At 51.4% G+C, this 15,242-nt stretch carries 13 protein-coding genes and 1 pseudogene; 2 read left to right on the plus strand and 12 right to left on the minus strand.

The window, feature by feature from the left end; translation table 11 throughout:
- Positions 1-328: IS5/IS1182 family transposase (locus G512_RS0114370; protein WP_051269388.1), on the plus strand; the 328-nt coding region annotated here is incomplete at its 5' end.
- On the opposite strand, the pseudogene xylF reads toward G512_RS0114370, so the two are convergent.
- From xylF to G512_RS22215, 12 genes and pseudogenes are all read right to left on the minus strand, one after another.
- A pseudogene (gene xylF / locus G512_RS21255) lies at positions 321-1,226 on the minus strand (D-xylose ABC transporter substrate-binding protein); the annotation flags it as partial. The gene G512_RS0114370 and the pseudogene xylF sit on opposite strands and share 8 nt — an antisense overlap.
- 253 nt (positions 1,227-1,479) lie before the next feature.
- On the minus strand, positions 1,480-2,781 hold the full coding sequence (gene xylA / locus G512_RS0114380; protein ID WP_028482325.1) for a xylose isomerase: 1,302 nt from the start codon (positions 2,779-2,781) through the stop codon (positions 1,480-1,482).
- A 1-nt stretch (position 2,782) separates the two neighbouring features.
- Positions 2,783-4,231 carry a xylulokinase gene (gene xylB / locus G512_RS0114385; RefSeq protein ID WP_028482326.1) on the minus strand — a complete coding sequence of 483 codons (1,449 nt, stop codon included), beginning with the start codon at positions 4,229-4,231 and terminating at the stop codon, positions 2,783-2,785.
- Positions 4,232-4,467: 236 nt separating this feature from the next.
- Entirely contained in the window at positions 4,468-5,658 is a 1,191-nt protein-coding gene (locus G512_RS0114390) for an ROK family transcriptional regulator (RefSeq protein WP_028482327.1), read from the minus strand.
- Positions 5,659-6,269: 611 nt separating this feature from the next.
- Positions 6,270-7,244, minus strand: a complete 975-nt coding sequence (locus tag G512_RS21260) for a LysR substrate-binding domain-containing protein (RefSeq protein WP_051269390.1) — start codon at positions 7,242-7,244, stop codon at positions 6,270-6,272.
- 8 nt (positions 7,245-7,252) lie between these two features.
- Positions 7,253-8,155: a LysR substrate-binding domain-containing protein gene (locus G512_RS0114400; protein WP_028482328.1), complete on the minus strand. Its 903-nt coding sequence runs from the start codon at positions 8,153-8,155 to the stop codon at positions 7,253-7,255.
- A 116-nt stretch (positions 8,156-8,271) separates the two neighbouring features.
- Positions 8,272-9,315: an aldose epimerase family protein gene (locus G512_RS21265; protein WP_073833369.1), complete on the minus strand. Its 1,044-nt coding sequence runs from the start codon at positions 9,313-9,315 to the stop codon at positions 8,272-8,274.
- A 50-nt stretch (positions 9,316-9,365) separates the two neighbouring features.
- The gene (locus tag G512_RS0114410; protein WP_036489846.1) at positions 9,366-10,331 is read right to left on the minus strand and encodes a D-2-hydroxyacid dehydrogenase; all 966 of its coding nucleotides are present in this window, start codon (positions 10,329-10,331) and stop codon (positions 9,366-9,368) included.
- Positions 10,332-10,338: 7 nt separating this feature from the next.
- The gene (locus G512_RS0114415; RefSeq protein ID WP_028482330.1) at positions 10,339-11,871 is read right to left on the minus strand and encodes a tripartite tricarboxylate transporter permease; all 1,533 of its coding nucleotides are present in this window, start codon (positions 11,869-11,871) and stop codon (positions 10,339-10,341) included.
- A 12-nt stretch (positions 11,872-11,883) separates the two neighbouring features.
- A complete protein-coding gene (locus tag G512_RS0114420; protein ID WP_143181434.1) occupies positions 11,884-12,738 on the minus strand; it encodes a hypothetical protein in 855 nt (284 codons plus the stop codon).
- Between the two features lie 237 nt (positions 12,739-12,975).
- A complete protein-coding gene (locus G512_RS0114425) occupies positions 12,976-13,989 on the minus strand; it encodes a Bug family tripartite tricarboxylate transporter substrate binding protein (RefSeq protein ID WP_028482332.1) in 1,014 nt (337 codons plus the stop codon).
- Between the two features lie 95 nt (positions 13,990-14,084).
- Complete coding sequence (locus tag G512_RS22215; RefSeq protein WP_051269396.1) at positions 14,085-14,993, minus strand: sugar phosphate isomerase/epimerase family protein; 909 nt, start codon at positions 14,991-14,993, stop codon at positions 14,085-14,087.
- 53 nt (positions 14,994-15,046) lie between these two features.
- Between G512_RS22215 and G512_RS0114435 the strand changes: the two genes are divergently transcribed.
- Positions 15,047-15,242: IS3 family transposase (locus G512_RS0114435; RefSeq protein WP_028482333.1), on the plus strand; the 196-nt coding region annotated here is incomplete at its 3' end.

Here is a 15,242-nt window from a genome sequence, read left to right on the forward strand (position 1 = left end):
CAGCGCCGTTCCCGCCCTACTGGATATGCCTTTCCGCAAACCTCGGCTGTTCCTGGCTGACAAGGGATACGATGGCGATGCAGTGCGCCAAAGCCTGCTGCTGGCTGGCATCAGCCCTGTCATTCCGCCAAAGTCAAACCGCAGGGAACCGATACCTTGCGACTTCCGGGCCTACAAGGACAGGAACCGGATCGAGCGCATGTTCAACAAGGTCAAACAGTTCCGCAGGATCGCTACACGATACGATAAAACCAAAGCGTCCTTCGAAGCTTTCCTCAATCTCGCGGCTGCACGTCTCTGGCTACGAAACTTTGTCAACAGAGCCTAGGAACTTCCTTCATGCCATTATCGAGCATAGCGTTGGTTTCAACGTCCTCGTCCAGTGCCAGTTCCACCGCGATTTCGGCGGCCTTATTGGCAAGCAAGGAAATCGGCTTGTAAACGGTCATGGTCTGCGTACCGGCAGCAATCCGACGAACCGCGGCAAGGTCCGCATCCTGCCCGGAGATTGCGACCTTTCCGGCAAGACCCTGAGCTTCTAGGGCCTGAATTGCACCACCAGCTGTGGAGTCGTTGGAAGCAACCACAGCATCGATCTTGTTGTCGTTGGCTGTCAGCGCGTTCTCCATGATTTTCAGCGCATTTTCGGCCAGCCACGAGTCGACCCACTGGTCGCCAACCACTTCGATCTTACCCGCATCGATGGCTGGCTGCAGAGCCTTCATCTGGCCTGCACGGAACATCTTCGCGTTGTTGTCGGTGGGAGCACCCCCCATCAGGAAGTAGCGACCTTCAGGCTGAGCCTTCAGCATGGCCTCACCCTGCATTTGACCCACCTTTTCGTTGTCAAATGACAGGTAGAAGTCGAGGTCCGCATTGTTGATGAGACGGTCATAGGCTAAAACCTTGATGCCGTCGTATTTTGCATCGCGGATGACGTTGGAGAGGACTTCACCGTTGTAGGGAATGATGACAAGAACATCGACGCCTTGCGAGATCATGTTCTCAATCTGCGAGATCTGCGTCTGTTCGTTGCCATTTGCCGACTGAACATAGACTTCGGCACCCAACATCTCAGCCTTAGCAACAAAGATATCGCGGTCCTTCTGCCAGCGCTCCAGACGAAGATCATCGATGGCCATGCCAATCTTGAGAGCATCTGCTGACGCAGCGGTACTCATGGCACCAATTGCGGCCGCACATAGCAATGTCACTAGTTTCTTCATGTCTGCCTCCCTGCAGTAAAATCTAAAGAATGAAGCTGTTTGAAACGTGCATTCCCGGAGGGGCATATCACCCGCAAATAGGCTCCCGGTGACTCACCCCGTGAAATTAATTTAACACTAAAAATAATTCGGTATATAACGAAAAATACTGATATTTCAGAAAGTTATTGAGCAGATCTCTGACCATCCCAAACACGAAAAGCCCGCACCGCACGTGGCGGAGCGAGCCCTTCCTCGGGAGAAAACAACCGGCTTAAACGAAGCGGTTGATGTAGTTTTCTAGGCGCTCCTGACGCCCGGATCTGGGCTCAGGATTGACCCCTTCCTTCAACACCCAATCGCTGAGGCTTTCCAGGGTCGCCCCGTCCATGAGAGCCTTGATTTTGTCGCTTTGCCAATCGGCGTAGCGCCGAATCACTTCAGCTTCCAGACCGCCGTCTTTGATCATGGCCGCCGCAGCCTTGAGACCGCGAGCGCACACATCCATTGCCCCTGCATGGGCGAGGACGAGATCCTCTGCATCAAGCGACTGGCGGCGGATCTTGGCGTCGAAGTTGGTACCCCCGGTGCTGAACCCACCATTCTTCATGATGTAATAGTAGGCCAGAGCAACCTCGGGCACGTTGTTCGGGAACTGGTCGGTATCCCAACCGGACTGGTAGTCATTCCGGTTCATGTCGATGGAGCCGAATACTCCCAGAGCTTGCGCCAGGGCGATTTCGTGCTCGAAGCTGTGGCCAGCCAGAATTGCATGGCCCTGCTCGATATTCAGCTTCACTTCGTTTTCGAGGCCATATTTCTGCAGGAAACTGAAGCACGTGGCCACATCGAAGTCGTACTGGTGTTTGGAGGGCTCTTGTGGCTTCGGCTCCACCAGAATGGTGCCCTTGAAGCCGATCTTGTGCTTGTACTCAACCACCATGTTGAGGAAACGGCCCATGTGGTCCATTTCAGCAGCAAGATCGGTGTTTAAAAGGGTTTCATAGCCCTCACGCCCTCCCCAAAGCACATAGTTCTCACCGCCCAGCTTGTGGGTTGCATCCATGCAGCTCTTTACGGTCGCAGCCGCATAGGCATACACCTCCGGGTCCGGATTGGTGGAGGCACCCGACATCCAGCGGCGATGGTTGAACATGTTGGCCGTCCCCCACAGCAGCTTGGTGCCGGAGGTCTCCATCTTGCCCGCGAAGTAATCGGTGATTTCTTGAAGGTACTTCAGGTCTTCTTCAAAGGAGCTGCCTTCCGGGCGCGCATCTACATCGTGGAAACAAAAATAGGGCTGGCCGAGGCGTTCAAACAAGGCGAACGCCGCATCGGCCTTTGCCTTCGCCTTGTCCATGGCGTTGCCGAACCACGGGCGATCGAACGTGCGACCGCCGAATGGATCCCCGCCTTCCCACGCAAAAGAGTGCCAATAGGCCACTGCAAAGCGCAGTTGATCTTCCATGCGCTTGCCCATGACGATTTCGTCAGGATTGTAGTGACGGAAGGCGAACTCGTTGTCCGTCTCCGGGCCTTCATATTTGAGTTTGGGAATATCGCCGAAGAATGACATCTCATAGGCTCCTTATTGCCAGATAGGCGCTTCTGAAACGGGCGTAAGCATCCTCAAACGCCCCTTTCAACTGCGGTTCAGGGTCAAAACATTCAGTTTTGGGGGGGACAGTGCAGACAGTTTCGAGATCAGCCTTTTCGGCCGCGGTGAGGCCAAGGCGGGCAGCACCGAAGGCGCCGCCAAAATCACCGGCGGTGGGCCGTTCCACAGGGATGTCAAGAACGGTCGCCGCCAGCTTCAGCCAGTAGTCAGACTGGGAGCCGCCTCCCACGGCAGTCAGGCGTTCCAGCTTGGTACCGGTTGAGGTTAGGGCTTCCTGGCAGTCCCGGAAGCCGTAGATAACGCCTTCCAAAACGGCTTGTGTCAGAGCATCACGATCAGCCAAATGAGAGAGACCGAGGAAAGCACCGCGTACGGAAGCATCATTGTGAGGCGTGCGCTCACCGCCCAGATAAGGCAGGAACAGGGCGCCGCCCGGCGCCTTCAGCTCGGTTCCCAAAGCTCCCGCCAACTCGGAAGAGGAAACTCCCGGCACTTTTGCAAACCAGTTGAGCGCGTCTGTTGCCGCCAAAATGACACCCATCTGGTGCCAACGGCCCGGCAATGCGTGACAGAATGTGTGAACGGCGCTTTCGGGTGCTGGCTGGTAAGCATTGCTCGCCGCAAAAAGCACGCCGGAGGTCCCCAGAGACAAAAAGCCCCGCCCGGCCTTAATCGCACCCACGGCAACAGCGGAAGCAGCATTGTCCCCTGCCCCGCCTGCGACGACTACCGAGCCCGCAATACCCCAGCGCTGGCATAGCTCAGCGCGGAGTCCACCACTGGCATCAGTGCCTTCAACAAGCTTTGGCATGTGCTCAGGACCAAGGTCGCATGCCGCGAGAAGGTCGTCGGACCACTTACGATTGCCCACATCAAGCCAACTGGTACCGGAGGCATCAGACATTTCAGAGACAGCTTCACCGGTGAGCCACAGACGCAGATAGTCTTTAGGCAGTAGAACACGGCGAACCTTGGCAAAAAGTCCTGGTTTGTTGCGCCTCATCCAAAGCAGTTTGGGTGCAGTAAAGCCGGGAAAAACGATGGAACCGGATGCGCTTCTGAATGATGGTATGCTGTCCAGCTCAGCAGCCTCTTCATGAGAGCGGGTGTCGTTCCAGAGGATACATGGATAGACCGGCTTATCCTGCGCATCCAACATGGTAGCGCCATGCATCTGACCAGACAAACCAATGCCTTTCACCGCGGCAAGTTGCGGGGCTGCCTTTGCTTTCAGTTGATCGAAAACAGTTTCAGCAGCAGCAATCCATTGCATCGGATCTTGTTCGCTCCACCCCGATTGAGGGCGGCTCTCCTCAAGCGGAGCGTGCGCCGTTGCGACGATCTCCTGCTCGGCATTCATGAGCACAGCCTTCAAACCAGACGTACCCAGATCCAGCCCGAGATACATGTCAATCCTCCCAGTTCTCCTCGGCGACGACGAATCCTTCCTCACCACGCGCCATATAGAATCCTATTAAATTTACATCTCAAATTATATATGAGGCAATACATATATCTCACGTTTTCGCGCAGCCCCACTTAGATACGAGCGACAAGACAAACAAATTCCGCGGTCTGCAAAGGCGGTTACCTGCAGTTCAGATTGGTTATCTTTTTTCGAAACTAAGAAGAGCTCGCGTGGCGCTACAGGGAAGCGTTCATGCACTCATTCAGCGCAAACGCAGCAGCTCCCTTAGCCCACATCAGATCGCCCCACCGATGTACTACAATTTCGGGTACAGGCGCATCCACATGGATGATGTTGCGCTGCACTTCCTCCTTGAACTCAGGAGAAGAAAGATAGTCGAGCCGCATTTGTTCACCAGACAGGATGATAAGCTTTGGATCGAATATGTTTATAAGGTTCGCAAGCCCGAGTGAGAACAGCTTGCCTGCGCGTGCAAAAATGGACTGAGCATCATGATTGCCATCCGTGGCGATCTCGTAGAGTTTGTCGAGACGTTGTTCGACAGACGCCCCCGGCAAGTCCGGAAGCACGATGGATGCTTCACGCAAAAGCGCATAGTCCGCTATATAGGCCTCAAGACAGCCCCGTTGACCACAGCGACACAGCGCTCCGTCCGGAATGATCTTGGTATGACCAAATTCCGCTCCCCGTCCCTGCGCACCGCGGTAGACCTGCCCATCAATCACGATACCCATGCCGACGCCGTGTTCAATGGTGACGACAATGAAGTCATCCAGCGTGCGGCCATAGCCGAACCAAAGCTCTGCCAGCGCCACCAGATTGGTGTCGTTGTCAACAAATACCGGGATGGGAAGATGATCGGTCAGCGTCGTAAGAAGCGACACATTGCGTTTTTTAAGAAGTGGGCTCCAATGAACAAACCCTTCTTCCTTGTTCACGATACCGGGGACACCGATCCCGACGCCTGCCAAATCCTCCACCTTCTGTTCTGCAGTTTCTGCCAGATCTTGCAGCAGTGCATTAAGGGTCACGGCCAGTTCTTCAGCCTCAAACGAGGCTGCATCAAACGGGCGAACGAGGCTGCCCAAGGTATTGCCCTCCAGATCCACAATCATGGAGGAGATAACCCCTTCGGAAAGCTTGATACCCGCAACAACACATGATGAAGGACGCAGCTTGAGCTCAACTCGCGGGCGGCCGCGCCTGACTTCTCCGTTGGGGGTCGGGCGATCGACCTCCTCAATCAACCCATCCGCCATCATCTCGGCTGTAATGGTCGTGACTGTCGCAGGGCTCAGACCCGTTTCCTTGGCAATATCAATACGCGCAAGCTGGCCGGACTTCCTCAACTTGGAAAATATCAGGACACGGCCCTGTTTTCTCTGTTCAATCAGTGAGGATTTCATCTTCTACACAGCCCGCCCTTGTTCCTTTTTCCGGAGCACACCCGATTCCAAAGGTAACATAGCCCCACAGAGCCTTTAATTCGACAAATGAATTTAAAACGCCGGTAATTTTCCGATTGAGTTTTGCAGTCGGCCTATCTTGGCTGGTCACTCAGGCAAGTTCACACCAACCCCAGATACAACCCAAGCCCTGCCAAGTAAGCCAAGCCCACCTCGAGGTCTCGAAACTGGCACTTCTCATCGAGTTGATGGGGTTGAAGAAATGGCAGGCGCGAGATGTATGGATTTACCACCTCTCGCTAATCAAACGTGAGGAAAAACCGATTACAACCTTCACCTTGGGCCCACTCTTTAGTGTCGTTTATCTGACCATCGTCTCAAGCCTTGGCCCACTTGATCATTGCCGAAAATCATCGGTGAACCTTGGCTTTAGTGATGTTTGCAGCGGTACATCCAAGCTTCATACCTTGCTCATTGGCATAAACGGTAGTCCCGAGACAGGACAATCGATCAAGTGCTCGTCTACAGCCAAAAAGCAGTCAAATTCGCAAACGACTTTGTCGACAAGACAATCTTAGACTCCCGCCAACCGGCATACCAATTTCACCTTATTAAGAATCTCTCCTCAACTCCGAGCTAAGGAGATGATTTAGCTTAAACAGTTGTTCATGCAGGTTGTGCAGACGCTTCTTGTCCTGCTGTATCTTCTCCAGCATCCAGCTCCGAAACTCATGCACAGCCCGGCGAGCCAAATGCCGGTTTGGACACGATAACCAATACGACTGATTGCGCACCGGCTTTAATTGCGGGAATAATGGACGAAGCGAACCATCAAGTATTGCATCTTGCGCAAGGGTGGTACTTTCCAACGCAACGCCCAAGCCCTCAGACGCCATATGAAGCGACATGGCTGAACGATCAAAGTGCAACCCCTGACGCAGCTGATCAACTTGTAGATTATTCTCAGTCAACCATCGGTCCCAGGAGACCGCCGACTTAACGGATTGGATCAGCCGAACTGAAGTAAGCACCTCTACCGGATCTCGATAGGCATAGTTTTGATAGACTTCCTGATTGCAAAGCGGAAATACGATATCTTCCAAAAGCAACTCAGAATGCAAGTAATCTCGCATATCGCGACCATAGCGTATTTCCAAATCCACTCTTTCTTTTTCAAAATCAGTTAGCTCGGAAGTCGCATCGACATGGATATCTATATCCGGGTTCGCGCGAATGAACTCTGGTAGACGCTTGGTCAACCAAAGCGTGCCAAAGGTTGGCGCCACTCGCACCATTAGGGGACGATGGCGGGTGCGCCGGGAAATCTGCCGTTCACTACTTTGAATTATCGCCAAGGCTTCAGAAGTGGCTCGGAACAGCCGCTCTCCATCCTCTGTGAGAACCAGTTGCCGTTTCACCCGACGAAACAGAGCTACACCAAGAGAACTTTCCAATGCTTTGAGTTGCTGGCTGATCGCCGATGCAGAAACGCCGAGTTCATCAGTCGCTCTGGTCAAACTTCTGTGCCTGGATACGGCCTCGAAATATACAACCGCCTTCAGGGGTATGCGTCCGTTCAAGTGCATGATGCGTGTTATCCAGTCGTATCTTCGATGCCAAGCTGGTGCATGAACCACGTTTTGAACGCCCCAACTTTTGGCAAGCGGGTACGCGATTGCATGTAATTCAAACTGTGGCCTTGTATTGTGTATCCCGTCAGACCAAATGGCGCTACGAGTTGGCGGGCGGCAAGCTCTTCATGAACATGGAAATGACTTTCTAGAATAATCCCGGCACCGTTAACCGCTGCGTTGATGGACATAAACGAGCGATCGAATCTCGGTCCTCGCTCCTGATAAAGGCTGAGCAAACCCTCTGCGTCGAACCAATTGTACCAACTAAACAAGTTCACTTCAGAGTGGATCAGCGTGTGCCCAGCCAAATCAATGGGTGACCGAATTGGTCTTGGCCCGTCAGCTAGTTCTGGGCAACACAATACCAGCATTGTCTCGGGAGGAAACGGGACCCGGCGCACACCGGGTTGCGCTGGATATTCCCCAAAGCGAATGTCAAAATCCGCTTCACTAGAAAGAAGATCCGCCGCTCCCGGGGAAGCATTAAGCCGGATGTCAAACCCCGGATTGTCGCGCTGAAATTCGGGCAACCTCGGCATAAGCCATTGTTTCGCTAAACTTGGCACACAATGAATTGTAAGAACGTCCGCACGCGCGGAGCGATCAACGGCGTTGCTGGCAGCTTCCAGTTCGTTGAAGCCCCGGGCTACACGCTCGCCATAGCGGCGCCCCATTTCCGTTAAAAGGATTGAGCGATTGACGCGCTCGAACAACTGTACGCCAAGCTCATTTTCCAAAGAGCGCACCTGATGGCTGATCGCCGAGGGCGTTACATTCAGTTCCTCAGCAGCAACCGAAAAAGAGCCCAAACGCGCAGCGGCGTCAAAAGCTTGAAGTGCCTTGAGTGATGGTATCTTACGCATTAATCTACAATGATGTTCTCGTTTACCAACACTAACCGAGTTTTCCGTCTGGTTACCAGTGCGAAAACGTTCCGCATTGCTAACCTACAGCACCTTGTGCTGGCACCACGAAGTACTCAAAGCTCGAAATCGTAGATTATCTGGTGGTGGTAGGTCCTCCCCTTGTCAAGGATAGTGCAGGGGAAGGCGGGGTCATTGACACCATTCACGAAGCCTTTGGGCTCAAGGCACAGCCCAGAGAAGCGTGTATAGGAACTCCCTTGCTTGCCTTCAACGCCATCAAGATTGTGCCCGTTATAAAAATGCAGCGTTTCCTCATTTGAAGACACCACCAGCCGGCGCCCGCCAGCCTTAACTTCAGCAAGCTTTCGAATGCAACCCTGTGGCTGATGCTTAACAAGAGGAAAACAATAGGAATGGTTGATCTCAATGCCTCGCTCGACAACAGGGCTTAAAGGCGAATAGTTCTGGAAATCAAATTCTGTGCCCGTGACTGGAAGAATTTCCCCATTTGGTATGCGATCCGCCCTCTGCTCCAAATACCGATCGCCGTAGATGATCAACTCATGATTGCGTATCGTTCCACTTTCGTGACCTTCTAGGTTGAAGTAGCTATGTGCGGTAAGGCTAATTGGAGTGGGACCGTTGGCATTGGCGGTGAACGACAAACTCAGTTGATTCTTATCATTGAGCTCATACCTCGCTTCCACGTTCACATCATGGCGAAAGCCTTCTTCCCCATCCAGATCATTCAAAAGCAGGACAACGGCGACAAAGTCATCACCTGCTTCAGTGCGAAGCAGTTTCCATACACGGCGATGGTATCCAAAGCGCCCGCCATGCACACAGTGTCGCCCCTTGTATGCATTCGCATCCACCTTTACAGTCTCGCCGTCAAGTTCAAAAGAAGCGCCTTCTATGCGATTGGCAACACGCCCTATCAGCGCGCCGAAGTAATGTTTATCTGAGGTGTAGGCTTTAAGGTTTTCGAACCCTAGAACAACGTCCGCAAGCTGATCTTTTTCGTCAGGAACATAAAGCTCCGTGATAATGCCGCCCAACTCCAGGATTGAGACAGACATTCCCCGGTTATTCTCCATCTTCAGCTGATTAACCTGCTGATTGTAATAGATTCCAAAGGCTTTTGCTGAAATTTTCATGAAACGCAACCATGGAAACGCCGCTCGGGAAACCGAACGGCTGAAGGTAATCAGTTGACAACGTTTACTGGATTTCCTTCCAGGCACGAACGAATATTCGCTGCCACCATTTCCATAATTCGCCGGCGTGCATCAAGTGTTGCCCACGCAACGTGCGGGGTGATAAAGCAGTTCTTCGCTGTCAAAAGAGGGTTATTCGCTGCTGGAGGTTCCTGCTGCAGCGTATCTAAGCCAGCACCTGCGATGATACCTTGATTTAAAGCAGAAGCCAGATCAGCCTCTACCACCAACTGACCGCGAGATGTATTGATGAGGTACGCTGTGTCCTTCATCTGATCGAACCTATACCGATCCATCAGGTTGATCGTATCGGGCAAAGCCGGGCAATGAAGTGATACGATGTCTGAACGCTCAAAAAGCTCTTGTAGACCTACCATCTCATGCTGGTAGTCAGGTAAGCTTTTGGCGTAATTGTCATGTGCCACTACGTTCATTCGAAACGCAGTGCCCAGTTCTCCGACCCGCTGACCGATGTTGCCGAAGCCAATGATACCAATAGTTTTGCCCGCCAGCTCAATTTGCGGCGTCAACCAATAGGTCCAATCAGAGTTCTTGGTCCAACCCATATTATCGCGAACATCAGTACTATTCTGCGACACATTCCGGACAAGCTGGAAGATTAGCGCGAACACCATCTCCGCTACTGTATTGGTACCGTAAACAGGAACGTTGACGACAGGGATTCCCTTCTCTCGTGCATAAGAGGTGTCAACGACGTTGTAACCCGTGGCAAGTACCGCGATACACTCGAGATCGGGCGTCGCATCAATAACCTCTCTAGAGATTGGCGTTTTGTTCGTGAGCAGGATGCTTGCCAGCTTCGCCCTTTCGATTACTTCATCTATACCACCAGTCGAGCGATCATAGATAACAAGGTCACCTAAGCTGGAAATTGGATCCCATGGGTTGTCACCTGGGTTAAGAGTATAGCCATCAAGGCAGACGATCTTTTTCATGGGAACCTCAATACGCACCTGCGAGCTTGTTTTTTACCCGGCTGAAGATCTTCCGGATTGCGGTGTTTATGAATGGAATCTGGCTACACACAATCGCGACGATTATGAGAACGAGAACGAGCGAAATCGGGCGATCAACCATCGGCCAAAGGCTGCCGCCAGTGGTTTTCAAGCCGGTACGCAAAGCCGTATCAGCCATTGGCCCAAGGATTACACCAATCACTAGAGGAGCAATTGGCAAATGCAACTTTATAAAGAAGTAGGAAATGATCCCAATGATCCCCATCAGGTACAGATTAAAGACATGTAATCCGAGGGCAAAAGAACCAATCACACATAGCACAGCAATCAACGGCATGAACAAAGTCTGTGGTACGCGCAGAATATGAATAACCTGCTTTGACAAAATCATACCGCAGATCCACATTGCAATACCTGCAGCAAACAGAATTGCGGTTACTTGCGGAACGAAATCCGGATTTGATTTCAGCAACATCGGCCCTGGGGCAACATTGTGCAGCATTAACGCGCCCAAAAGCATGACTGCGGGTGGAGAACCAGGAATGCCTAGGCTCAGAAGTGGGATCATTGCACCACCCACACAAGCTTGGTTGGCCACGCAGGTTGAAATGACACCTTCAGGTGCGCCTTTGCCGAATTCCTCGGGCGTTTTGCTTGTCTTGCGCGCAATACCATAAGAAACCCAAGCAGCAATGTCTTCACCGATGCCTGGCACTGCACCGATGCCAACGCCAGTAAACGCGGAAGTGATGATGTTGCGAAGGTTCTGGAACATCGTTCGAAAATCGGGGAGCAGCTTGCCTAGGCTTTTTGCATTCATGGAGCCTAGCTTCATCTTCGATTCCAGAACAATCATGATCTGCGGAATGCCAAAGGCACCAATCAAGACAGGAACCACATCAATGCCGTTATCCAAATCATGCATCCCAAAGGTGAAACGCGGATACATTTGGATATGATCCTGACCGATGGTGGACAGCCAAATCCCGAACAACCCGGCAATCCAACCCTTGATGGCCAACTCTGGCGATGTCAGGCTACCGGAAATAAGAATGCCAAACAGCGCAAGCAGAAAGTACTCATAGGATGTAAATTGTAGCGCCACCTGCGCAATAAGCGGTGAGAGCAAAGCCACAAAAGTCATACCCACGAGAGAACCAATCAGCGATGAAGTCGTTGCTAAACCAAACGCACGTCCCGCCTGACCCTTATGAGCCATCGGGTAGCCGTCCATGGCAGTTGCGGCAGAAGCCGCGGTGCCCGGGATATTCAGCAGGATGGCCGTGTACATACCGCCATAAACACCGCCTACGTAAATTGCCAGTAACGCCAGCAATGCAGTTTCGCTATCTAGGCCGTAAGTAAGTGTAGTGAGCAATGCAACACCGAGCGTCGCAGTCAGACCGGGCATAGCACCAAAGATGATACCTAGAAAAGTGCTCCCGATAAGAATGACGATCAGAAGCGGTGAACTGAAGATTTGCAAAAGCATCCCGCTGAAAACGTTGAGAATGTTCATTATTCCCTCCCCTTAGAACGCGTCATCAAGCGACTGCAGTTGATCATCGGACAAGTTGCCGTCTTCAACCTGCTTCTTCGGTGCCAGGTATGTGTAGTAGGTGGTGTTCATAACCCGCTCAACGACCAACCCCTCCTTCGGCATAGGAACCAGCAAGAAATAACGGAAGGTAGGAACAAGTATCGCCGGGAACACGCAGGAGATGATAAGAACGCGACGGACTTTGCGCCTAGCTTCCTGCCCTTTTCTTGTTGCAAACTGCAGCATGACTGTAATCAGCAAGACTGCACACGCAATGAGGATCCAGTCGGTCAAGAAGTCGACTACACGGTTTGCGTAGGCCCCAACACCAGACAAAAACAACACCACAGATATAATGATGGTCCCGTAATAGATAGCAATCAATCTGCGGCTCAACTTCTCATCATCAAGATAATATAGACCGATGTAAAACAACAGAAAAACAAACGATCCAAGAAAGAAGTCATACCAAGAAATGAAAACAAATATGTAGGAAATAATACCGCCTCCGGACAAAAGAAACCCGGTCGGATTGATTTCTGAGAAATGCTGGCAAAACAACGCCCAGCCATTTTCCGTCGCACTCTTCCAACACACAGAGAGCCCTGCAAGAAATAAGCAAGTGCCAATGAACAATGGAAGAAGACCCGGCGACTCGTACCAAGTCGTAGTAACCCCACCGACTGTTCCGGAGAAAGGCATGGTCAACGAGTTTGAAACAATGAAAACTGAAAACAGCAGAACGACGATTGAGAATACAAAGTCCCATCCGATAAGGCGCTCCTGTTCCAGTGTCTTCTGTGCGAGCTTGTCGCTCTCTTGCATTTGTTCTGGATGATTAGACATGATTTCCCGCCCCATAACTGCAGATCCTAAAGAGAAGGAATTACTCCTCGCTCCGGTGCAGAGGACTAATAATGTGCGCTAGTTTAGGCTGTTTCGGATCTATACTAGTTGGCACCTTAATTTCGCTCTCCACTAAAGACGCCAGCGCAATGGGCAGTCTCGATGAGCGACCTAAAAAGTGTTCGAGTAGAGAGTAGAGGTACAGCGCAGTCGATGCACCTCTACTGGCGTCTGCAATTACTCTGGACGAGGAATGCCGAGTGTTTCTGGATTTACCTTGGCAGCACCCAAGTCCCAAAGGGTCCATGAGAACAAGGATTCCAAGCGGTCCATGCGTTCGTTTGCCACTTTGCCGAACTCACCAATCACTTCGTAGTGGTTCTCTGCAGCAAATTTTTGCACCTCGTCACTCTTCATTGCTGACAAGAACGCCTTGGCGATAGTTTTTTTTACCTCAACGGGCACATCTTTGCGCACTGCAAAGCCAATTGCTTGGCCAATTGGTAGATGCTTTTTGAGTTGAGGGTACAACTCCAGCGCAGATGGTATGGTCATCTCACCCAAGTAATACGGGCGATCGGTCAGTGTTCCGAGAGGCTTGAAGTCACCGGACTGGATCAGTTGGTTTTGCTCAGCAACAGTGGTTACCACAATATCAATTTCACCACTCAATGCTGCGTTTTGACTTGCCGAGGAACCTGGATAAGGAATGAAGTTCAGTTCGCCTCCAATACCTTTTTCGAATGCCAGCAGGTTGATGTGGTGAAGGGAGCCTGCCCCACCGGCCCCAGCCCGCACTTTTCCTGGGTTATCCTTAATATATGTGACTAATTCTTCCATAGTATTCCATGGTGCATTTTTGCCCACAGAAACCACATCAGGCGAGCTTGTGGCGATAAAAAAGTCAAACACGTCAACACGTTTGTCCCAACCACCCATTACCGCAGCAGTTACATTGGATTCTGAAAGGCCTATGAGTGTGTAGCCATCTGGTTTGGCATTGTAGCCTTCAAGCAAACCAACGGATCCAGACACACCAACGGTTTTGTTTACCACATTAATGTTTGTGCCAATGAACTTGGACATTGCAGCGGTAACAACACGGTTGGTAACATCAGTACCGCCGCCAGCTGACCAAGTAACAACATCTGTGATATTGCGGCTTGGATAGCGTTCATCAGCTGATGCAACTCCCATTGTCAGCACCATTGCTGCCGCGGCTAGTCCGGTAATTAAATGCTTAGTTTTCACTGTAACCTCCCGATTAAACAGTAGTTGGAATAGCATGTAGATCTCTTCGATCTATACGTACCAGTCGGGACCTCCCCCCGAACTGGCAATTCTTTCTAGATTTTGATGAAGTACTTTTCTAGATCAGACCAAATATCCATGTACTCTTTTTTCTTCAAAGTTTCTTCAAAGGTGGACATGCCGATCTCGTCTATACGTCTAGAAATCTTATTCGACATCCGAACGTTAGCTTCAAACATCTTCACAATATCCCAGCGCGTTGGGGACGTGTCAGACGTTAGCCAACCTTGGTAGTTGTACTTCTTCAAGTAAAAGATAAACTCAACGTACTGCATCAAGCTGCGACTGCCGCAGAAGAAATCCCAGTCCCACTTCCCATCATTGTCATTGATGTGGATGTAATATTTCACGCCTTCAGATTGCAGAAGAGCAAGCTCTTCCGCTGGATTGTTATCACCGTAAAGGGAGTGCCCGTAATCCAGCGTTACTCCTATGCTCGGATTGCCTATACTTTTGATTAGACAAATGGTTTTGGCTGCATCGTCCAAGTAACAACGACCCCGCACCTCATTTGGCTTGTACTCTATAAAAAGCGGAATGTGAGGTTTGTAATCACCGGCTTGAGCAATTGTATCTAGGAGCCTCTTCCAAATCTCACCGTAATCGGCCTGAAAACTGAACTCATAACCGTCGCTCAACGGGCAGCACTGCACCTTGTCTGCATCAACGGCTTCCGCAAAATCCTTTGCTTCCTTTATGAACCTCACAGCACGCGCACGAACCTCAGTGTTCGGAGACGTCAGACCTCCGGACTTAAACTCCTCTTCCACCTTCACGTTAACGTTGATGCAAGCAACCTTGACATCGTACTTCGAAAGCAACTCTTTCAATTGATCCAAGTTTTCGAAGTTGACCTCGTATGGATACACCAATTCGGCACCGGTCATGCCTTCGATGCTTTTAAGAACCTGGAATTTCTGAGCTACCTCCCGAAAATCGGACACTGACGTAAGCTACGATTTGTTGTCTGCTGGTCTTCGAGAAAAGGAGATCAGATATGTCGAAACGCAAGCAGCACTCGCCGGAGTTCAAGGCGAAAGTCGCCCTGGCAGCGTTGAAGGGCGAAGAGACGATATCGGAACTGGCGAGCCGCTTCGGGGTTCATCCGACCATGATCCATCAATGGAAGCGTGCCCTGCTGGAAGGCGCTTCGGACGTTTTTGAACGTGGCGGCAAACGAAAGCCGGAGATTG

Source organism: Pseudovibrio exalbescens DSM 16456, assembly GCF_000422785.1.
Taxonomy (GTDB): Bacteria; Pseudomonadota; Alphaproteobacteria; order Rhizobiales; family Stappiaceae; genus Pseudovibrio; species Pseudovibrio exalbescens.